Below are 23,140 nucleotides of genomic sequence, written 5' to 3'. Positions count from 1 at the left end.
TTGAGTTAAATCTTTATAAAAAGTGCTATTTTGATAAAAAACGACAATGTTATTATTTTTTTTAATCAATTATTGAAGAATAATGTATTTATTTGTTGATTGTTGTTGTAAAAACAGAACTATACTAACTATCACACTGTTAACTAGTTCTTTTTATACATAAAATACGGAAATGATTAAACGTAAATACTGTTGATTCTCTATTTTTTTTCATATTTCAATGGAAAAACCAGGATTATGTACTAGGTCTATAGTAGCGTTCGGATTTATAAGCAAATATTAATATGTAGAAATTTGTAGAAACCTCAGGGGATAAATGGGAGGAGTAGTCTTTCCTTTTAGATTAGAGATCTTATCTTGAACAAAGCAAAAAACCCCGATTTGGTATATAGTTAAACTATTTACCAAATCGGGGTTCTTTCTCTTCATAAAAATTCACGCTATTGTGTTAATCCTAACTGATCGCGTAGTTCATTTGAAAGTGCTAAACGATTTTCTTCCGGTACTAAATAATAGTAGATTCCCTTGATCATTTTCCCATTTCCTTCTAGTTGCTGTTGTTCAATACTATCAGTGGCACCTCGATAGCTTTTCTGAATATCAAACATTTCATCTAGGGTTAAATTAGTTTCTAGGTTTTTACTAATCGAATTTAATATATCCTTATAACCCACTAAACTTTTAATTTTTGTTCCTTTGTTAATTACTTCTTGAATGATTTGACGTTGTCTTGCTTCTCGTCCAAAATCACCTTGTGGATCCTCGTAACGCATTCGCGAGAAACTTAACGCCTTTTCTCCATTTAGAGACAATAATCCCTTTTTAAAGTGATAACCGTCATTTGTAAAGTCTAGTGTATTCATAACCTCTACTCCACCAATTGCATCTACAATGCCTTTAAACCCCTCCATATTGACTTCTAAATAGTAATCAATAGGTATGTTTAAAAATTTCTCCACAGTGTTTACACTCATTTGTATACCACCGAATGCAAATGCATGATTAATCTTATCAGTACGATTTTTCCCTACTATTTCAGTACGAGTATCACGTGGAATACTAATAATTTTCGTCGTATGTTTTGTAGGATTTACGGTTATAACCATTAGCGAATCAGATCGCCCCTGGTCACCTGGTCGTTTGTCTACCCCTAGGAGTAAAACAGAGAATGGATTTTTTTCTTTAACGCTGACGGGTTCAACCCTTTTTTCCGTCTTTTCTATTGGGTGATAGATAACGCTCGTTGTTTTCGTTACTTCATGATAAATATAAAATCCAGTAGCCCCAGCTATAGATACCAGTACGGTCAAAACAATTCCAATGCGCAACATTATTTTTTTCCAGCTCACGGATATTGCTCCTTTTAGTAAAAATTAAAGTGTAGTTAAACAATATTTAAGAAAATATGTTTCAACGTCTTGTTAATTAATTTTTTGTTTTAATGTTAAAACATTGATTTCAGGAGGGTTAAATAAACGAAACTTTAGGAACCGAATAAAATTGCTACTTCCAAGACCTGTACTCACATATTGTTTAGTATGTTTGTACTCCCAAAGACCTTTAACGCGGTTTTGTGGAGGAAACAGACCACCCCACTTATACCATCCCTCTGGTACGAATGGTGCTCCTATAAAGGGTAAACGAATTTGTCCTCCATGATAATGTCCAGCAATAATCAAATCGTATTTCCGATCTCTAAACTTCAGACTTGCATCATTTAAAAGACTATCAATTCTCGCGTCAACTATAGGATAGTGATTAAGCGCAATTAAGACATCATTCTTTTTTAATTGATTAATACCGGACATCTCTTTAATTAATGATTTACGGTGCTCAATATACTGCTTGGTTTGTACATATTCAGGTAAGAAGATTCCATTTGTTTGTTTATCACTTTGAGAAGCGTTCAGGATTGACGTTTCAAAGTCAACGAAGTTAATTGTGGAATTGTTTTTTTTGACTGAATAAATAGATTCCAAGAATTTGACACCACGTTTTTCAATACCTTTTATGAACTTACTTTTTACTAATACATCTTTTGAATTTACATAATATGCCTCTGGATCTTCATTTCCAGGTATATAAATGGCATTCTCTTTGTTTTGTATTCCTTCTAATAATTGATAAAAAGGCTTAATATTAGTACTTTGGCTTTTAAGAATCATATCACCAGTAAAAACAATGGCGTCATAATCGGTGGAGTTAATGGATTTTAACAAACGACTTTGATTTTTACCAAACTCTTTACTATGCAAGTCTGAAATTTGAAGAATTTTATATCCCTCAAATTCTTTTGGTAAGTGGTCTACTAAGACATCTTGTTTTGCTATTGTAATTCGGTTATTATCCCAAATTATATAAATTACTAGTGCAAAGATAAATAATATGATTAACCCTGCAACTACTTTTGCTAATCTATTTTTCAAAGTAACCGCTCCATTATCCACTTTTTATACAAAGTATTGATACACCGTTCATATGAAATTAATACTTGATCGTCTGCTTTAATTCAAAAAAATCAAAGAGCTCCTCAACGCTTTCAGTTACATAAACATTCTTGCATTTATCCGCGTTAACTTTACTTTCAAATCCGTAACCATACGTCACGGCAATAAAATCAATTCCCACTTTCTCTGCACCAATTGCATCATGCATGCTATCGCCGATCAATACTACCTTCGACAAATCATTTTGCCCTATCTCTTCTAAGCACATTAAAATTAAATCTGATTTACTAAGCGTATCGGCATCATCGACCCCGAAAATAACATCAAAGTGCTTACTCAATTCGAAATTTTCCAATATTTCTTTTGCTAAATCATCCCTCTTTAGCGTTGCAACTGCCGTATTACATTTTTTCTCTTTTAATGAAAATAGTAACTCTTTTATATAGCTATATTGCTTAGCCTCAAATTTACCCTTTTCTTTATATCTACTTCGATATATTTTTACAGCTTCTCTTGCCTTCTCTTCATTAAAACCGCACTCTCGCATAAATGATTCGACAGGTGGTGGACCAATAAATCGTCTCTGCTGTTGAACTGTTAATTCAGGTGCCCCCATTAGAATTGCAGTATGATTCGCGCCAATCATGATTCCTTGGGCTGTATCTAATAATGTTCCATCTAAGTCAAAAATGATTGTAGAATATTTCATATGCCCTCCGCTTTAATATGTCTTACTATACAAATGAACATCTTTATAAATCGTCGACGTTACATAGTGAATTCCCATATGCTTTTCTACATTGGCTAAGTAATTTTTTATTTCTTCATTCTTCTTAACAAGCTCGACCATTTCAATATGGTTAATTAAATCTGTTGAATAATAGTTTTTAGCCTTGTTTAGACTGAATCCATCAAATCCAGCAAGATATACATGATCAATAAATAAACGATTTAATAAATTAATAGCCATTAATCCTGCGTTATCTGAAATTAAGGAGTTTTCTAGCAGTAAATCAGAATAATTAACGACTATTGATGAATCGACTTTTAAGTTTGTAATATTAGATGTTGTTATTAAAGTTGTTGCAAATGATAAATCTTTTATTACATCTTCCATACTCTTAAATCTCTTACTATTGCTAATAAAAATGGCGTTACAGTTAAAAGCACTTGGTAAAAAATTTATGCTAATAATAAATGGATCTTCTTCGTTTATAAACGTTTTAATATTTTCTATTTCTTTTTTGATTGATTTACCTGGTGCTACAATAAGTACTTTTTTATTACCAATTAGCTTCCTTAATCTCTTCAAATTTTCTGTATCATCTACCAATTGCATTTGATGACTTATGTATAAATCTTCAATATAATTTTCATCAAAGATATCACGTTTTTTGTTCGGGATTTGCCTCAATATTGTATTGATTGACTTAACAGAAATCGTCTGTTTATTCATTAAATAGGATGCATAGTTAGGGTGACAATTATTGATTGCCGCTATAAAATAGGGAACGGAATAACCCCATTTGGGCTCATTAAAAAATCTACTCAAATGTTCATCTACAATTTCCAATAACGGTACTATTTTATATTTTTCCTCAATATTTTCATTGATGTACTCAGAAATTAGCTCCGTGCATAAATTTCCTGCTCCTCTTCCCATACCAAATACCGAAGAATCTATTATTATCTTTCTTTTAGTATGCAGCGTTAACAATTCTTGGGCATTTGAAAAAGATAATTGTAAATTATTATGAGAATGGAATCCGATGTTAATTGTTTTATCAAGATTATGATCTAGTAGATGGTACATTCTTAGTAAATTATTTTTGTACATAATTCCAAGTGTATCTACTAAGTAAAATGCATATGGTTTTAGCTCATTAACTTTTTCGATCAAAGCTAACAGATTTGCATCAGTGTAGCTTGTAGTACCAACTGGTTGAATAAACACTTTATACCCTTTTTCAATTAACATTTTTCCATATTCTAATGCTTCAGTAATTTCTTTTTCATTATCATGGAACGTTAATCGTATTCCATCGATTGAAGTACCATCATATACTTTTATTTTATCGATTGAGATGAATGGTTGATCAATCATAGCTACGTAAATAGTATCTTTATTTTTTGGCTGAATCAGTTCTTTGATGTTTTCAATATCATTGAAAATTGTAGTGTCATTATCATAATCCACATCCCTAAGAAATCCACATTCAATAATGTCTATACTAGATTGTGTCAACTTTTCAATTACTTTTTTAACCGTCCTCTTACCAAAGTTCCAATCATTGATGTATCCACCATCGCGTAAAGTACAGTCGAGTAGCTTTATATTGTTCACTCAAATACCACGCTTTCTAAACGATCTTTTATAATATCTCGCACTTTATCTAAATCTTTTGGAGTATCCACGGAAAGAGTCGTCACATTTGCTTCCACAAATTTTATCTTTTGGCCATTCTCAATAAATCTAAACTCATCAATGTCTTCGGCTGCTTCCAAAGGGCCTCTTGGTGCTGAATAACAAAACTCCAATGCACTTTTTGTGAAACATTGTACCCCAACAAACTTTTTATAATAAAAATCGTATGTCCCCTTTGGGTAAGGAATTGGGCTTCGAGCTAAATATAATCCATATCCAAATACATCTGTTGCAATTTTTATTTTGGAGAAGTCCACAGCTTCTAAAGGATTTTTTAATTCTGTCATTAAATTTGATACATATAAGGAATTAGGGTCAACCCCATTAGGTAGAATTCTACTAATCGCTTCAGTTTCTATTAAAGGTTCATCTCCGTTTACATTAATATAAAAATCTGCATCTATTAATGTAGAAACCTCGTATAGACGATCAAGATGTGTTTTATGATTTTCAGAAGTCATAATCGTTTTTATTCCGTAGCTTTCACAAACTTCTTTAATTCGTAGATCATCTGTTGCGACATATACCTCATTTAGTCCCTCTAATCCCTTTAATCGTTCATGAACCCACCAAATCATTGGTTTTCCACAAATATCTGCTAAAGGCTTGCCTGGGAATCTTGACGAATTATATCTAGCTGGAATAACACCAATGATTTTCATAAATTATCTTCCTCCTGATATCATCTTATATATTAAAAAGATTTGTTCATTTAAAAGAACATTCACTAATAAAATTCATCCTAAATATTTTCAACTAAATAATTATTAAATTTATTTTCGTATATTTTACTTTCAAACACTTGAAAAAATTTGATTCTATCCGCTAAATACTTAAAATATTTTTGCTCCCCTAAAGGATTTTCCACTAACCTTTGTGTAATAAATTCTAAGTAAAATATATATCTATATAATTCTGAATGCTGTACTAGTACTGCTGCTAACTTAGAATTTATAAAATGATTCTCTAAATAATTGCGAATAAAAGTCTGATAAGCATTTTCAATTTCCCTACTTACTTCGTAAAGATTTTCCTCGTTTATACTAGAAATTTTATCAAATGTAATAAAGTAAAAATCAAAAAAAGCACTTCTGATTTCTAAAGTATTCCAATCTATTACCCTAGATTTTTTTCCACTTTTCAAAATATTACCTTCCCAAAAATCTCCATGTGAAAATCCTAAAACAATTTCTGATTGGGAGACAACTTTGTTCAACTCTTGATGTATTACCGAAATAAAATCTGAAATAATTTTTATATTATTTACTAAACTAACATTATGATTTAGAAAAGGACTCAATAATTGCTCAATCCTCTTTGAAACATTTTGAATATGTTGACCTAAGAATATATTTTGATGACCTTTACTTAATAAAATCTCCTTTAAAATAGGTAGAGTTTCTAAATAAACATGCTTTATATCATTTAATTTGAAAGATACGGGCTTTAAATTTAAATAACTTTCCTTCATAAACCTACTATTAAGTTCCCAATCTAGTAGTTTAGGTGATAATTTGCAATTTTGTGCTTCTTTTAGTTTATAAAACCTATTCTCCATCACACTCTTTGGAAAATCATTAGGGTATACAGTTGTAACATATTTCTTTCTAAAATTTATTATTTTGTACTCACCTTGACCTCCTAAAATGAGACAGTCCCCACAATATACTGATGATAGAGTCGGAAATAAATCAGGAGACTTTTTATTTAAGTTCTTTTTTCTTTTATATAAATAAGTAAATTGCAAAACGCGTATAAGTCTAACAATCGGAAGACACAAATTAATAATATGAATTTTTGTCTTCCTCTCAAGAAAACCAAAAGGTTTACCTTTGAAAAATAGGAAGTATATAAGACTAATTAAACTCTGATCTAGATTAACGTAGAGCGAACTATATAAAAAATTATCTACATAAATATATCTAAACTCCTCCATGTAAATCTCCCTCTATTGTATATTGTTGTAAGTAAATGATTTTTAATATTTGGAAACAACTTTTGAACAAACACTAAAAAAATGTATTAAGAAGTCTAATGAGAATGTTATTTTCTTAATTAAGAACATCTTATTTCAAAAATTTTCATCTTATTAAACGCCTTTCATTTTTTATTTGATTATAATACTTTTTAAGTGTTTTAGGATATTAAATTATGATAAAGGTTGTAAAGATTTTTCTCTTTTATTGTTCGCTATAACATCATCTAAATCAACTCTTTCAAATATCTCCAGCATTCCTCCTCTAGTAGCGTTAAAGATTTTAATATTATTTGAATCCGCATATTTCTTTGCCACACTATACGCATGAATCATTTTTATTCCGGCAACTGAATAAGTGGGATCAAAGCAATCGTAATTTTTAAAATGATGATTTAGATCACTAGAATAGTTGCAATCTGCGCCAAGCAAATAGATTTCTTTAAATCCCATATAAACTGCAATTTGTATAAGTGAATAAGCTATTGAATAACCATCATACACTACTGCAAATGCATCGTCGCTAAACTTTGTATTATACTCCGTATGCAGCCAATAATGATTTAACATGTTCATTGGATAAACATAATATTCTTCTGGGATCTCCGCTCTTTTTAAAATAGGTTCACCAATGAATTTACATTCTGAATCCAAATTTTTAATATCTTCTTCAAACCTAAGATAATTTCCAATACACTGAATCCCATAATATGTTGGTCTCCAGTCTGTTTCGTCAAATGCGAGGCAAATTGAATTCATACTAAAAGTAATTTCGCCACGAAGTTTTTCCAAATCTTCAATTTTCAAGCTTGGTCCCGTTGCTACAATAAAGCACCTTTCACCTAGATGTTTATTCTTTATGTCTTTTAATTTTTCGAAATGACTTTTTCTATTAATACAATTCACTCTTAAAAATTTATTAATACTAAACATAATATTTGGTATAATGACCGGTCTAATCATAGGAATAAAAGTATATCGAATATTTCTAATAAAATCATAAAAGTACAATGTGACCTTATTACTTTTTAAGATCTTTTTTATTGTCATAGTTCCCCATTCCCTTTTTTATTTAATTAGTTTGTTAATATGTCCCTGTCTTAGATTCGATATGGTCATTATTAATTTTTATTTCTTTTAACTTACTAAGTCTGTCTAATAGCCTATAATCCACAATACTATTATCGTATAGGTTAACTTTCTCCAAATTAGTTAGATATTGTAAACCGTCTAAATTTGAAATATTTTGACCGCTTAAATCTATTTCCTTTATCGAGCTCAATTCAGAAATAGTTATCCATTTTACATTTGGATTATGAAGATGCTGTCTGATACACCTTTCTAAGTTTTTATCTATAAAAGTGGCAATTCCAGCTAATTCAGCAGTAGTATAGAATTCAAACCCTAGCGCTTTAGCTTCTTTTATAATTTCTTCGATTAATTTTGTTGAAGTTCTCCACGTTCCAGCAAGGTCTGATTCTTCTCCCCATCCAAAATCTTCCCACTTTATATCTTCTGGTAATGTAGAATGTGACATTAAAATTAAATTTAGCCCAGTTTTCTTAACAACCCTCAAAATCCTTTTTATATACTTTTTATTCTTTAAAAATATACTGTCTATACAAACGGCAGGTGCAAATCCAGCATGGTTGAAAGGTGTTAAATGATTAGTAGATGAATGTCCCCTTACAACTTTAAAGTACTTCGGGACGATCTCGTTTATCATTTCATCATTATATGCTGCAAAAGGGAATGCATGGGTTACTGGTAATTTAAACTTTTCCTTTGTTTTAGAATGAGAGTGTTTGTCCATCCATTTAAACAATGATTCTATTTCATCTTCAACCCATTTTGCTAAACCATATTCATTAATATATGATTTAGCATTTTGGTGTTTTAAGCTATGGTGAGCAAGTTCATGACCATTTGCTTGTAATTCTAGTAACTGATCTATTTCCTTTTGATTATGTTCCCTTCCACCCTCAAATTGGTGAAAGGCATTAATATTAAATGTTACTTTCACATCATAATACCCAAATAAATCCATACCATATTTATACCAATGTCCTACTCTAAAACTGTCATCAAACGAAAATGCAATCCCAGGTTTATTTACGAAAGGAACTTCATTCTTTTCGTCTCTTGGAACTATTTTCTTTTCCATCTCCCTAATTAAATTCCCATAAAATCCATGCCAATACCAAGTTTCAGCCACTTTATTTTTTATTTTTTCTAATCCTCTCCTAAACATCACGTACCTCCTTTAATAATAGTTTAAATTAGATATTTTCCATTATTAAATAACTGAGTGCTTTAATTTATGGTCAACCGTTACTAATCTACCTTTATTCAATTTGAAAACAATATCACAGTTTTCAATTGTACTCAGACGATGCGCAATAATAATTAAAGTTTTTTCTCCCTTTAAGCCATCGATCGCTTTCATAATTTCTTTTTCTGTTTCATTATCCAGTGCAGATGTTGCTTCATCCATAAAAATTATTTCTGGATTGTGGTATAATGCCCTAGCAATTCCAATACGTTGGCGTTGTCCACCTGAAAGCCTTACTCCTCTTTCACCTACTGTTGTGTTTAATTGTTCAGGAAGTGATTTCACAAATTCCTTTAATTGAGCTTGCTCTAGCGCTCTCCACACTGCACTCTCATCAATTTGGTCCTCATCTAATCCAAATGCAATATTTCCTCGAATTGTATCATCTGATAGGAAAATTGATTGGGGAATATAACCAATTTTTTGTTTCCACAGTTCTCTTTGATTGTTTAAATCATTCCCATCAATTAAGATTTCACCATTTTCGGGATGGAATAACCCTAATATGATATCAACTAGTGTTGTTTTACCAGCACCGGATTCACCAATAAATGCCACAGACTGACCAATTGGAATAGTTAAAGATACATCCTTAACTGAAAAGTCTCTCTGATTAGGATATTTAAAGGAAATATTGTTCAATTTAATGGATTGAGTGAAAACTCTATCATTATGATCAACCACTTTTGAATTTTCCTTGCTAATTTGATCGTCAATATTTATGAGATGATCTTTATTTAGGAATAAATCTTCATAAATGATTGATAACGCAGGTTCTGAATAACGTATCGCAGTTATAAACCCTACAATACGGGTAATTGAAGGCATTAAACGAAATGCTGCCATAGCAAAGAGTGCCATAGTTGAAACTAGACTTGTAGTATTACTACCCTTAAAGACAATTATTAACATCGTGATTAGTACGATTGTTACCATAGTTGTTTCAATAAAATATCTTGGAACTTGATTTAATATATTTAATTGTCTACTATTTCCTGCACTTTTTTGACTTTGATTAGTAAAAGCATTTACAAAGAAGTCTTCTTTACCCGATACCTTAACTTCTTTACTAGCACCTAATCCCTGATTTACCCATTTAATCATAGCAGCATTTACTTCTTGTTGTTCAGTACCTAAGCGACTAATCTTTTTACGAAAATACCTAAAAAATAGGAATACACTTCCACCCAGTAAAGTCGAAGCAATTATTGTTGCTAAAGGAGCAGTAATAATTAACAAAACTAATATAAATGAAGTAACAAGAATTTCTGTTAATAACTGAAAACCCGAAATGATGATTCCTTGAAATACTTTAGTAATTTCTGTATTTATATTGCGAAGTAATTCTGATGTGTTTCTTTGTAAATGAAATATATATGGTTTCGTTAAATATTCTTTAAACAAGTTTCTTGATAATCTAACTTGTTGGTTTAAAATGACACGTACTTGTAAATGGTTAAATATTAGTAAGTATATATTTTTAATAAAAAATACTGCAAGTAGTGCTATACCTGCAAATACGATGAATCCGTTTACCGATTGAAAATGAAGAAATTTATAAATAAATGATAAAATAGCTTGTTCTTTGATTACTTTTGGATCGGTTAATATCCCTACAAAAGGGAAGATTGCTCCTATTCCAATCGTTTCAAATACTGCTGCAGCTATCATCATGAGAAATAATATTAAAAGTTTATTCTTTTCTTTTTTATTAAAAAGCATTAGTAATTTACTTAATGAAGACTTCAAATTTATCACCCTTTTAAAAATAAATAAGACTAGTAAACTAATTTTTTAAAAGTTTCTTAGTCTTTTTTGAACTAAACTATCAAATAAGCTCGTATTGATCACAAAAATAAACCAACCTATTTTTTCTTTTTTTATAAAGTATGGATTTTTTATAAATGAAAAAAGACTAAAGCAGAATTCTGATTTTAATCTTTTTAACTCTTCTCTACTATTAGGTACTTCATTTTTTGCTTTGTAATAATACCTAAAAAATAATGGTATATAACTATACTCAGCTTTTTTTTGTAGATCAAACTGATTTATTGTCATAAAAAAGTTGACTCTTTCTTTATATGCTTTAATAAAGTCTAGATGTTTAATACAAAATTCGGCTTGTGTAATGCTATTTTTTCTTTGTAAATAAAAGTGTAATTGTATAGGTATGTATGTTATCTTCGAGCTTTTATAAAGTAATTGATGAGCGATAAATTCATCTTCGTGGATTTTGTTTTCTTCAAACTCTAAATTGTCAAACAAGTGTTTTTTGAACAATTTATTCCAAACAACGACAAATTTGACTCCTTTATTTCCGTATAATTCGTTTAAAGCTTCTATGTTCGTATAATGTTCTTCTTTATATCGAAGATTAAGTTCATCTGAGTTGAGTACATCTCCTTCATTTACTTTTAAATAGTCACAAATCACAATATCTGATGAATATTGCTTTGCATTACTATGCAAGACTTCATACATTTTTAAATGGATGAAATCATCGCTATCCACAAATGCAATATACTTTCCTTTTGCTATTTTAAGACCAGCATTCCTCGCTGATGATAAACCACCATTTTCTTTATGAATCACTTTTACTCGTTGATCGGTGGACGCATAGTCATCACAGATTTTCGGACAATTATCAGGCGATCCATCATTTACTAGTATTAGTTCAAAATCCTTAAATGTCTGCCCTAGTATTGAATCGATACATTTATTAAGATAATTTTCTACCTTATATACAGGAACGATTATTGAAATTTCACAAGCCATTCAATGTCACCCTATTCTAAAATTACGATATTCTAGAGATAATTTCTTCCTCATACTTAATGTCATTGATTCCATGAACATCAGTACCTTCGGGAACTTCACCTACATATTTATTTTTAATTGCTTCCTTTTCTACAGCTTTATTTAAAAACCATTCATATTCGATATCAATATGGCCAATATCAATTGCATGATAGCCATAGTTAGCCAAGTCATAAGCTAATACCGTAGCTGTAGGTCCAAGAGCAATTAATACTAGTTTTGACTTATCGTGTTTTATTACCTCTTCAAATATTTGATCATACTTTGCAAATGCGTCGGTAGCTGGACATAAAATTCTTTTTATTGATTTGGTATTATCGAACAAATTATTTCCAATCCCTAGTCTACTTTGCTCGCCTTCGATCATAATGACCTCTTTTTGATGCCACAGTTTTTTAAAAGTCTTAAACCTAAACTCAGCCTGACTTTTATCCTTATAGTCTATATAAAGGCGAGTGACCAATGAATCATAATAGACCTTGTTCTTTTGTAGTAGTTTATAGATCTTATATCGATTTAAATTTAAGTAACGGGTCCAATAATTTCTTGATTTGTCTGTACACCAGTCAACACTTTTAAAAACATTTGGAATAAAGACTTCATGATTTTCTTGATTACTTTTGATAATTTCCCTTAATCTCAGGCTTAACTCCTCTGAATATGGCTGAAATCTTAAGCTTTTTCCGTTCATTAAATTGAATTCACCATCGCCATACCTACTTATAGAACATTTATTTTGAACAATTAGGCTTAAACTTTCATCGGTTGTTTTTATAGAAGGTTGTCTAGAAAATAAAAAAACCATTCCATTAAATAGGGTGGTAATCTGTTCAATACTTCTTATTTTTATTTTCGAACCTAACACATACATTTTTCGGTATATGCTCATCCTCTTTTTCTCCTTGATAGGAAATTAATTATTAACTTATACAAAATAGGGTGAATGCGTGTTGCAAATAATAATATTTTTACATTTGTAACATACTCTTTTAGTTTGATTGTTTCAGTGAAGTAATTGTTTAAAATCTCGGTTACTTTTTTGTATTCATTTTGATATACAATATGATTTGGATCTAGTGATATTGTGTTTAAAACAGCCATAGCATTATTAGCCAGTTTTAATGTTATGATTGGTTTTAGTTCCGGATAGTATTGACTTACATAACGATAGATGTCGTCGTAAATCAGTACTGCATCAATACTTTTATTCTTTACTGCCAGATCCATTGTGCTATTTTCACGCTTAATATAGTGATATTTTGGTTCACCTATATAGCATACTTTTTCACTCTCATTAATTACTTTATAAGTAAATGCAGTATCCTCATACATAATCCCTTCTGGAAATCTAAGGTTTTCCAAAAGCTTTCTTTTCATTAATTTCGACCAAACAACTTCATCATATAGTGCACCTTCAAATAATGCCTTCATTGCTTGACTTCGATTATGAATTGTTAATGGCTCTGATCCATTTACGATTGTTTTGTCGTTATAATGAACGATACTCGTACAGTTTGCAATATCACAGTCATTCTCAATACAAATATTATAAAGTATTTCATACATATCCGGTTCAATCCAGTCATCACTATCTACAAATCCTATATAATCGCCTTTAGCAATGTTTAAAGCAGCATTTCTAGCACTTGCTTGCCCGCCATTTTTCTTATGAATTACTTTTATTCGATTATCCTTTTTAGCATACTCATCGCATATTATTCCGCACTGATCGGGTGATCCATCATCGACAAGGATAAGTTCAAAGTCAGTTAGCGTTTGAGCTAAGATTGAATCCACACATTTATGTATATATGGCTCTACTTTATACACAGGAACAATAATACTTATTTTGGGATTCATTTGTTCACTATCCTTTCCATTATTAATATTTTACGAATATTAGAGTATGTTCTTAAAAGGTAATTTAATCCCCACATATAATTCGTAAATATAAAGTTAAACTTGTTAATATTTAACTTCGAAGTCTTAACTATAGGATAAAATTTCTTTAAATTTGGATTTACTAAAAATTCTCGGTAACTTATTAAGATTTTGTTTTTTAAATCATTTCTATATTTCTTATTTGGATCAATTTCTTTATTGTTAAGTAGTTTTTGATAAAAAAATAAAATACGAGTAAAAAAATAAGATTCTGATAAAGTAAGTAATGATTGTTCACTAACTCGTTCCCGTATAAAATGAAATCTCTCTTCGTCACACTCTAAGCCATCTAAGTTCCTTAAAGTGAATTTTTCTTGTTTTGACATTGTACTCTCGTTTCTTTGTACGTAATAATATTTACTTGTACCAATAAATACGTATTTCTTTACCAAATAATATATTTTAAATGCTAAAAAGCCATCTTCATATAACTTATTTGGAAATCTAAGATCATCAAAGATTTCTTTTTTGTACAACTTATTACAAACTGAATTTCTGTATCCATTGTTTAATAGTCCTTTTAAAGCGAATATATTATCACCAATTTCAACTTGATTATTATTTTGAATTTGTTCTACCTTATTTCCATTTACAATTTTTATGCCGCACTCAACAACATCTGCCTCAAATTTCATTGCATTCTCAATTAATGATTCAAACATATCACTTTCAACATAGTCATCACTATCAACAAATCCTATATAATCGCCCTTTGCTATATCTAATCCCATGTTTCTAGCGCTGGCCTGCCCACCATTTTCTTTATGAATTACTTTAATTCTATTATCTTTAGAAGCATAAAGTTCACAAATTTCCCCACTTTTATCTGGTGATCCATCGTTAACTAGAATTAATTCGAAATCAGCAAACGTCTGATCCAATAATGAATTTATACACTTATGAAGATAGGGTTCTACTTTATATACAGGAACAATAATACTCATTTTTGGATTCATTAATTTCACTCCATCTTATCCGATATATTGATATAACTTATCTATTTCAGAAGTAGTATCTACAATTTCGTTTAATAGATTTCTAGATAAATCCTCACTTTTTCCAGGATTATTAATTAAATATGTTATTTTTTCAAATAACTCATCTTGGTCGAATTTGACAATTAACCCATCATAATTATCAGTAATTTGCTCATATGCACCTGTAAAATTTGTAGTAACGATTGGTTTATGTAAACACCTAGCTTCAGCTAAAGTAAGACAGAAACCTTCGTGTCTAGAAGTTTGTACATAAAGATCAGCATTCGCTACATACGGATATGGATTTTGTTTTGCACCTAATAAGATAAAATTGGATTCTAACCCAAGTTTATGAATTAACGCCTCGTACTCCTTGCGATCCTCACCTTCACCAATGCAATACCATCTCACATTGTATCCATTTTCAATTAATTTTGATAATACCTTTATAGCCATATCTTGACCCTTTTCCATCGAGAGCCTTCCAACCGTCAAAATTTTTATTCCTATGAAACTATTATCAAAGTCAACCTCTGCTAAAGACATATTATTAATGACACTTGATGAAAGTATATTTTTAAATACTTCTGTTTTATTTACATCTTGTGGTAATTTTTCAATTAGCCTTTTCTTTGCTTCCTCTGAAACAACAAAGATCTTATCGAACTTTTTATGAAGCTTTTTATATAATTTCGTATTGATTAGATGTTTTGAAACATCGAAGTGAACCCATGACACCTTTTTTTTAGCAGTTACTCTGTTGGCGATATAATAATCAATGATGTCAGTAGGACCTTGATATGCTATAGCTACATCATACAAAGTTAAATCTTTTGGAACATCCTTAAAAATATGATGATAATAAATATTTCGATCTGAAGTTTTTTTTGAAATTAGGTATTTACTTAAAAAAGATAGCATTTTTACGTATTGCTTATTATGAAAGTAATCTTTCAAAGTTTTGTGTGGAGGTTGTAATATAATATCTTTAATTGTGGTAAACCATGTAGCTTCTACTACATTAACCCAATCTGGGATATTCCCAAAAAATCCCCCTTTTTTCTCTAAGAGTAGGAGCGTAATATCATATTTATCTTTTGGAATTACTGATAATAATGATAGAAGAGATTTCTCCACACCGCCTATATTCATACTACTAAGCATAAATAAAACTTTTTTCTTCATATTTCACCCCAAGAATGAGTATTAAAAAACCAAAATATCTATCTAGATGACTAATGAGGTAAATTTGTTATACATTGAGTAAGTTCAACTTCTCTATTTCCTTTGTAGTATCTACGGATTCTTTTTTTAAATTTATTTTTATTTCATTTCTTAAAATCTCATTATCTAGTAATTCTTTCACTGCCTTATACATTTCCTCTACATCAAAATTAACAATTAAGCCTGTTTCCCGATTTTTGAGCTGTTCGTTTGCACCAGTAAAATTCGTTGTAATGATTGGATTATTAAAGCATCTTGCCTCAGAAAGAGTAATGCAATATCCTTCGTGGCGCGATGGCTGCACATATAGATCGCATTGCCTCATATAAGGATATGGATTTATTTTCGTACCTAATAAAATAAAGTCTTCCGAAACATTATACTCATTTATCAATTTGAGATATTCTACCTTACCTTCTCCATCTCCAATGCAATACCATTTAACATTGTATCCAGCTTTCTTTAGCTTCGATAATACTTTGATTGCTAAATCCTGTCCCTTTTCAATTGAAAGTCTTCCAACTGTTAGAATTTTTATACCTTTAAAATCTTCATCAAATCCTGACTCTTTTTCCGCCATCTTTTCAATTAAACTTGAAGAAATAATATTTCCGAATGTATTTATTTTGTTTTTTATTCCAGATAACTTCTCTATAAGTTTTTCTTTTCCTTCATTTGATACAACGAAAATTTGATCAAACTTCTTATATAGATTAATAGCAAACTTGTTATTAAAGGAAATTTTAGTTACATCAAAATGGATCCACTGAACTTTCTTTTTGGCGTTTATTTTGTGCATAACAAAATAGCTTATTAAATCCATTGGACCTGCATAAGCTACTGCTATATCATATTCTTTTTCAAATTTGCGATAATCTTTTAATACATATTTAAAGTATGAACTTCTATCTTTCATAATCTTTGAAAGTAAATGATAAAAGATTAAATTAATAGCGCGAACCGGTTTACCATCTTTTAATATTTCCATAGCTTCGAATAATGGAGGATTGTTTAGTAAAGCTTTTATTTTGTCGTAATCTTTTACATATTCAATTTGGATATTACTTGGTAATTCATTTAAAAAACCACCAAACTCTTCTAACATAAGTACAGTGATTTCGTATTCATCCTCGTTCATCTCAGATAACATATTTAGTAGTGCTTTTTCAGTTCCACCAATATTCATATTAATTATCATAAATAATATCTTTATTTTCATAGGCTTCACTCTCTCTTCTTACATTAACCTATTAACTCATAAAATTTTTCTAATTCTTCGACATTGCCTTTTTTCTCCACTCGCAAGAATTTTACTATATTCTCTTTGAGTTCATTATCCGTGATTAATTTCAATATCCCGTTTGTAACACCTTCAGCCGTCATATCTACAACTAAACCATTTTTCCCATCAATCATTTGACTATAAACTGCGTCAAACCTAGTTGTAACTACAGGAATATTTAGCATACGTGCTTCAGCAATTGCAAGACCAAATCCTTCAAACTTCGATGTTTGAACATAAAGATCAGCATCTTTTATATATGGATAAGGGTTTGATTTTACTCCTAACAATATAAAGTTTGTATGTAACTGATGATCCTCAATATACTTTTCAATTTCTTGTTGTAACGGTCCCATTCCTAATACATACCATCTAAAGTCAATGCCCTTTTCTTTCAGATTTTTGCAAGCTTCTAAAGCAAGATCATAGCCTTTTTGGTGGGCCAATCTTCCAATCGTTAAAATTTTAATGCCATTAAAATTATCTTGATAACTATCTCCACTTAATGCCATTTGGTTAATAAATTCTGGATTATTTATATCAAAAATAACCTCCATTTTACTGGAATAACTAGGAAAGGTCTCTATGAAGATTTCACGTGTAGAATTTGATACAGCTACAATTTTTTTATATTGATCATAAAATGGTTCTTGAAAATTCCTTTCATGATCAGTTAAATGATAGCTTACGTTTACCCATGCGTATTTTTCCTTTGCTATAACTTTATCAGCGACGTAAAAAGTAGGAATACCTTGTGCATAACTTATTGCAATATCATATACTTTTTTATTTTTCTCAATCACATTGGAAACACTTTCCCAGAATATTCTTGCTTCTTCCGCTATACTATAGTTTTTTCTCCTTATTTCAAAGGAATACTTTAGCCTTGAAAATAGCATATCAAATTTAAATTTCTTTATTGAGTAGATAACTGAGTCAGTCATACTTAGCTCAGTAAATTTGGTGTATTTAAGGGGGGGTAAAATATTTACATCCTTAGGAACCAGCTTCTCGAATTCACCACCGTGTGCAAATAACATTAGATCAACGGAGTATTCTTCTAGATTTAATAAATTCAATAGTGTAGTTAAACTTTTTTCCGCTCCTGCTATGTGTAAGGAATCAATTACAAAGAGTATATTTTTTTTCACTAGAAAAACCTCCCTTATACAGGTTTATATTTAAGCAAAAGCTGTCGCAAATTATATTAAGCTATAAAGTTTGTTTAGTTCATTTAAATTACTAAAAACTGTATCTTTACAATTGGTTACTAATTGCTCTCTCATTCGGGAATCCAAGTAAAGTTTTTCAATACCATCTGCAATACCCTGGACTGAGAGCTCACAGATAGAACCATCAAATCCATCTTTTACTTGGCTTTTAGCTGTTGGATAATTTGTTATAAGAACCGGCTTCGAAAGAACTTGTGCTTCGACCACTGTAACTGCTTTTCCCTCATACCTAGATGGTTGTACGTATAAATCAGCTTCTTTTATAAATGGGTAGGGATTTATTTTTTTTCCTAAAAGAATAAACTGATCCGTTAAATTATTTTCCTCTATTAAATCTTTAATTTGTTGTTCGTCGCCCCCGTAACCGACTACATACCAACATATGTTTTTGTATCCTCGATCATTTAACATTTTCAATGCTTTAACCGCGGAATCAATTCCTTTTGCGTATGAAAGTCTGGCCACAGTTATAATTTTAAATCTAGTATCTTCCACCATTGGATTATCTGCTTCTTCATTTGCTAATGTGTTAATCAATTCTGGAGTTGTAATGTTTTCCATTACGATGACTCGGTCCTCTAATTCTGAATATTTACTTATGAATGCATTTTTGCATTCATCTGAGACTGCTACGATATAATTGAACCTACTCCACAATTTCACATCTAATTCAATGTCTGTTTCCACTGTTGAAAAATCTGTATGAATCCATGCAATTTTGATTTTGGCATCTACTTTCTCCGCGACAAAATAATGTGGCCATAGGTAACTAATTGCCACATCATATTTCTTATTTAGCTTTGGTAGAAAAGGGACTGAATACTTCCACATATATTGCATTTGTTTATATCCATTTTCGGAAGAATGATTTTTATTTGCCAAATACTTTGCTAACAGTCTAGAAAACGCAAGACTTAATTGCCCACTTTTTATGACATCTAGGACTGGCATCCGAAATGTCTTATATGCCTTACTTTCTGCGAGTAGATTTGCCTTATTGGGCAAAAGCTTCATAAATTCTCCTGTATGACTATAAAGCATTAAATCAACTGTGTAACTCTTAAAATCAAAGTTATTTAACATACTGATTAGGCTTCTCTCAACTCCTCCAATCTCTAGATCAAAGGATGCCACTAATATATTCTTCTTCATTTAGTTCACCTGTCGAATATTGGTAAATAGCCAATAAATTTGATATTCCTTTAGAAACCGAATATCCTTCCGTTTCGAATCCATTAATTATTCGGTTAATATTGCCTTCCTTATTCCAAGAATTCATTAATATTGTATTTGCCCAAAGCTCTGGTCCTTCGCTTAACATGCGCTGTTCTACCAGTCCGATATTTAAGTTTGCCTCAGGCTGTATTGCTTCAGATACAATACAAGGTATACCACTTGCTTGCGCCTCTAAAAGAACAAGTCCTAATCCCTCGTACAAAGATGGAAAAACAAATAAATCCATACTATGTAATAGCGTTGGTATGTCTTCCCTAATACCTACAAATTTAATATTCTCATCGATTCCAAACTTTTTAACTTCTTCTTCAATACCTACTCTTAATTCCCCATCACCGACTAATAACAAGGTAATGTTTTTTTGCTTTTTTAAAATGTTCTTCATTATCTCAATTAAAAACAAGTGATTTTTTGCATCCATGAACCTACCGATATGACCAATTACAAAACTATTTTCTAAATCTGCTTCTTCTTTGAATTTCTTCACTTCTTTTAATGGCGGTTCTAGAAATTTTGTATAGTCTATTACATTCGGATAATAGGAATATTTTGTTTTTACTAATTCTTTCTCTCCAAATAAATATCGTCCGGCACCATTACTACATGCCAACAATTTTGTTGAAGTTACATTGATGAGTTTTCGCATTATTCCTTTATAGATTGTTCTAATTAAAGATTGATTAGTATCTAAAGTTGTATGTGCATGTGATATTCTAATCTTTACACCTGCTAATTGAGCCGCTAAATTGGCTATACCACAATTAAATAAAGCATGTGCATGAACTACATCATACGGACCGTACTTTTTAATCGCAGTATAAACTTCTTTTACTGAGTATGTTTTTACCAATCTTATAATACGTCCGCCTAATCTTTCTATTTCTTCGTCATAGTGTGCCTCTTTTTGACTATAAGAAATAAAATCAAATTGAATTTTGGTCCGATCTATATTTCGATATATATTCATTAGCATTGTTTCGGTCCCTGCTCTATTCATTGCACCAACAACATGAAGGACCTTTAAGGGCTTTGTTTTATCCATACATAACTCCCTTTAGCATTTCTTATCAATGATTTTTAGAATTCTTCCATTTTACAAATTCAAATACCTTTTTATATTCTCTTAACTCTTCTCTTCCAATGCCAATTTCAACTAATTCCTTTATAAGATCAATATAGTCATTTTCGAGTTTATTATTTTCTATATTAGTCCCCAGTAATGTTCTAAATTCAACTCCTAATACCTTCGAAATCTTTTCTACAACTTGAATAGACGGATTATCGTTTAATTCACGCTCAATATTGCTTAAATAAGACTTAGAAATATTAGCTTTTTCTGCAAGTTCTGATAAAGTAAGTCCCTTTTTGATACGAATTTCCTGAATGTTTTTTCCTATCATTTTTGGCACCTCAGCTGTTCTGTCATAGAATGCCCTCCCTACAAGCTACTTTATAAAATAATTTTTTGATACAGCTTATTACTCTACTTTGATCGTCAAACGATAGATTTGATCCTGAAGGTAAACAAATTCCAGTTTCGAACAACCTCTCTGCAACATGGTTATTTTCTTCGTTAGGATAATAACGAACTCCTTTGAATAGGGGTTGCAAATGTAATGGCTTCCACACTGGTCTTGCTTCAATATTTTCCTCTTCTAATGCATCTAATAAATTATTTACTGATAGATTAGATTCTTCTTCTTTAATCGTTAATGCTGTAAGCCATCGGTTACTGCGTGTATTTGCTAACTCTGGCATAAAAGTTAGACCTGGTAAATCTTTTAGTTCTTCAAAATAGCGTTGAAAAATCCTTCTTCTAGCTTCAATTCGCTCCTCTAATACTTGCAATTGAGCTCTACCAACCCCTGCCAAAATATTACTCATCCTATAATTGTAACCAGCTACACTATGTTGGTAATGTCGCGCTTGATCCCTAGCTTGAGTGGCTAAAAATCTTGCTCTTTGTATTAACTCAGTATTATTTGAGACAAGTGCTCCGCCACCAGATGTCGTGATAATTTTATTTCCATTAAAGGAAAAAATACTAAAATGACCAAAAGTACCACTAACTCTTCCTTTATAAGTAGAACCAAGTGATTCAGCCGCATCTTCAATAATAGGTATATTATACCTGGAGCATAACGATTGAATTTCATCCATTTTTGCAACTTGTCCATATAGATTAACAACGATAACAGCCTTAGGAAGAGTTCCTTCTAAATATGAGTCATGCAATGCTCTTTCAAGTGCTTTTGGTGACATATTCCATGTATCAGGCTCCGAGTCTATAAAGATCGGTTCGGCTCCTTGATAAATTATTGGGTTAGCACTAGCCACAAAGGTAAGACTGGAACAAAATACCTTATCGCCTTTTGTGACATTTAATAAAGAAAGAGCCAAATGAATTGCAGCTGTTCCTGAACTAACAACTAACGCCCCATTGGCTCCTATATAATCAATAATATCTTTTTCAAATCCATCAACATTGGGTCCAAGTGGTGCGATCCAATTCGTATTAAATGCATCCTGTATATATTTTATCTCCTCTCCGCTCATATGGGGGGGAGATAAATAAATTCTTGATAAGGTCAACTCACTTACCACCTTTTCGAAAAATTTAATCTACAAATTTCAATTTTTAATAATTCTAGCTGGGCAGCCTACTACTGTACTAAGTGGTGAAATATTGTGAATAACCGTTGAACCCGCACCTACAATTGACCAACACCCTACTTTAATACCGGGAATAATAGTAGCTGATGCTCCGATATGTGCACCTTCTTCTACTAACACGTTTCCTGTTAAAGTAGCATTTGGAGAGACATGCGTATAGTCTCCGATTTGATTATCATGTTCAATGATTGCTCCAGTATTAATTACACAATGATCGCCTATTTGCGCTTCTGCATTAATAACTGCATTTGGCATGACCACTGTTCCGTATCCAATTCTAGTCGAAGTGCTAACAATTGCTGAAGGATGAATAACTGTTAAGTATTGTTCTTTTTTAATATCCATTGAAGTAACTATATTTTTTCTAAGCTTGTTATCTCCTATTGCAATCACTACTTTAGCTTCTTGATCTAGAAATTTTTTTAAAGAATCAAATGGAGCATATATAATTCCATTCTCACGTTTTTCAACTTTATATTTGTCATCTAATATAGCAACAATTTCATTTCCCTTTATCGAGTAGATGATGTCTTGGACAACTTTGCTATGTCCCCCATTACCTAAAATAATTACCTTCAT

The 23,140-nt window shown here is 30.9% G+C and carries 21 protein-coding genes; all 21 read right to left on the bottom strand.

Annotated elements, in window-relative coordinates; all coding sequences use genetic code 11:
- Positions 1–440: 440 nt before the first annotated feature.
- Entirely contained in the window at positions 441–1,349 is a 909-nt protein-coding gene (locus BM319_RS14060; RefSeq protein ID WP_286143768.1) for an LCP family glycopolymer transferase, read from the bottom strand.
- A gap of 72 nt (positions 1,350–1,421) precedes the next feature.
- The gene (locus BM319_RS14055; RefSeq protein WP_069033793.1) at positions 1,422–2,426 is read right to left on the bottom strand and encodes a metallophosphoesterase; all 1,005 of its coding nucleotides are present in this window, start codon (positions 2,424–2,426) and stop codon (positions 1,422–1,424) included.
- Between the two features lie 58 nt (positions 2,427–2,484).
- Complete coding sequence (locus BM319_RS14050; RefSeq protein WP_091023293.1) at positions 2,485–3,156, bottom strand: HAD hydrolase-like protein; 672 nt, start codon at positions 3,154–3,156, stop codon at positions 2,485–2,487.
- A 12-nt stretch (positions 3,157–3,168) separates the two neighbouring features.
- The gene (locus BM319_RS14045) at positions 3,169–4,791 is read right to left on the bottom strand and encodes an aldolase catalytic domain-containing protein (protein WP_091023291.1); all 1,623 of its coding nucleotides are present in this window, start codon (positions 4,789–4,791) and stop codon (positions 3,169–3,171) included.
- On the bottom strand, positions 4,788–5,534 hold the full coding sequence (locus tag BM319_RS14040) for a 3-deoxy-manno-octulosonate cytidylyltransferase (protein ID WP_069033790.1): 747 nt from the start codon (positions 5,532–5,534) through the stop codon (positions 4,788–4,790). Before BM319_RS14040 ends, BM319_RS14045 begins: the two co-directional genes overlap by 4 nt.
- Before the next feature lie 80 nt (positions 5,535–5,614).
- Positions 5,615–6,808, bottom strand: coding sequence for a protein kinase family protein (locus BM319_RS14035; RefSeq protein WP_091023289.1), 1,194 nt, complete (start codon positions 6,806–6,808; stop codon positions 5,615–5,617).
- Positions 6,809–7,021: 213 nt separating this feature from the next.
- Positions 7,022–7,897: a 6-hydroxymethylpterin diphosphokinase MptE-like protein gene (locus tag BM319_RS14030; RefSeq protein WP_069033788.1), complete on the bottom strand. Its 876-nt coding sequence runs from the start codon at positions 7,895–7,897 to the stop codon at positions 7,022–7,024.
- A 34-nt stretch (positions 7,898–7,931) separates the two neighbouring features.
- Positions 7,932–9,098 (bottom strand): polysaccharide deacetylase family protein, encoded by a 1,167-nt coding sequence (locus BM319_RS14025; protein ID WP_091023287.1) that lies wholly within the window; start codon positions 9,096–9,098, stop codon positions 7,932–7,934.
- A gap of 45 nt (positions 9,099–9,143) precedes the next feature.
- Positions 9,144–10,937, bottom strand: a complete 1,794-nt coding sequence (locus BM319_RS14020; RefSeq protein ID WP_502686149.1) for an ABC transporter ATP-binding protein — start codon at positions 10,935–10,937, stop codon at positions 9,144–9,146.
- Between the two features lie 36 nt (positions 10,938–10,973).
- Complete coding sequence (locus BM319_RS14015; protein ID WP_091023283.1) at positions 10,974–11,954, bottom strand: glycosyltransferase family 2 protein; 981 nt, start codon at positions 11,952–11,954, stop codon at positions 10,974–10,976.
- 22 nt (positions 11,955–11,976) lie between these two features.
- Complete coding sequence (locus tag BM319_RS14010; protein ID WP_069033784.1) at positions 11,977–12,885, bottom strand: SP_1767 family glycosyltransferase; 909 nt, start codon at positions 12,883–12,885, stop codon at positions 11,977–11,979.
- Positions 12,882–13,856 carry a glycosyltransferase family 2 protein gene (locus tag BM319_RS14005; RefSeq protein ID WP_091023280.1) on the bottom strand — a complete coding sequence of 325 codons (975 nt, stop codon included), beginning with the start codon at positions 13,854–13,856 and terminating at the stop codon, positions 12,882–12,884. Before BM319_RS14005 ends, BM319_RS14010 begins: the two co-directional genes overlap by 4 nt.
- A complete protein-coding gene (locus BM319_RS14000; RefSeq protein ID WP_069033782.1) occupies positions 13,853–14,893 on the bottom strand; it encodes a glycosyltransferase family 2 protein in 1,041 nt (346 codons plus the stop codon). Before BM319_RS14000 ends, BM319_RS14005 begins: the two co-directional genes overlap by 4 nt.
- A 15-nt stretch (positions 14,894–14,908) precedes the next feature.
- Positions 14,909–16,099, bottom strand: a complete 1,191-nt coding sequence (locus tag BM319_RS13995; RefSeq protein WP_286143767.1) for a glycosyltransferase — start codon at positions 16,097–16,099, stop codon at positions 14,909–14,911.
- Positions 16,100–16,166: 67 nt separating this feature from the next.
- Complete coding sequence (locus tag BM319_RS13990) at positions 16,167–17,357, bottom strand: glycosyltransferase (RefSeq protein WP_091023278.1); 1,191 nt, start codon at positions 17,355–17,357, stop codon at positions 16,167–16,169.
- A 23-nt stretch (positions 17,358–17,380) separates the two neighbouring features.
- Positions 17,381–18,571, bottom strand: coding sequence for a glycosyltransferase (locus BM319_RS13985; RefSeq protein ID WP_091023275.1), 1,191 nt, complete (start codon positions 18,569–18,571; stop codon positions 17,381–17,383).
- Between the two features lie 51 nt (positions 18,572–18,622).
- A complete protein-coding gene (locus BM319_RS13980) occupies positions 18,623–19,804 on the bottom strand; it encodes a glycosyltransferase (protein WP_091023273.1) in 1,182 nt (393 codons plus the stop codon).
- Positions 19,773–20,930, bottom strand: coding sequence for a glycosyltransferase family 1 protein (locus BM319_RS13975; protein WP_091023270.1), 1,158 nt, complete (start codon positions 20,928–20,930; stop codon positions 19,773–19,775). Before BM319_RS13975 ends, BM319_RS13980 begins: the two co-directional genes overlap by 32 nt.
- Before the next feature lie 25 nt (positions 20,931–20,955).
- Complete coding sequence (locus BM319_RS13970; RefSeq protein WP_069033776.1) at positions 20,956–21,288, bottom strand: helix-turn-helix domain-containing protein; 333 nt, start codon at positions 21,286–21,288, stop codon at positions 20,956–20,958.
- A 22-nt stretch (positions 21,289–21,310) separates the two neighbouring features.
- Positions 21,311–22,444 carry a DegT/DnrJ/EryC1/StrS family aminotransferase gene (locus BM319_RS13965; RefSeq protein ID WP_069033837.1) on the bottom strand — a complete coding sequence of 378 codons (1,134 nt, stop codon included), beginning with the start codon at positions 22,442–22,444 and terminating at the stop codon, positions 21,311–21,313.
- A gap of 75 nt (positions 22,445–22,519) precedes the next feature.
- A complete protein-coding gene (locus BM319_RS13960; protein WP_069033775.1) occupies positions 22,520–23,140 on the bottom strand; it encodes an acetyltransferase in 621 nt (206 codons plus the stop codon).

The sequence above is a fragment of the Bacillus sp. UNCCL81 genome, assembly GCF_900112535.1.
Taxonomy (GTDB): Bacteria; Bacillota; Bacilli; order Bacillales; family Bacillaceae_G; genus Gottfriedia; species Gottfriedia luciferensis_B.
This window is presented reverse-complemented; position numbering and strand designations above follow the sequence as displayed.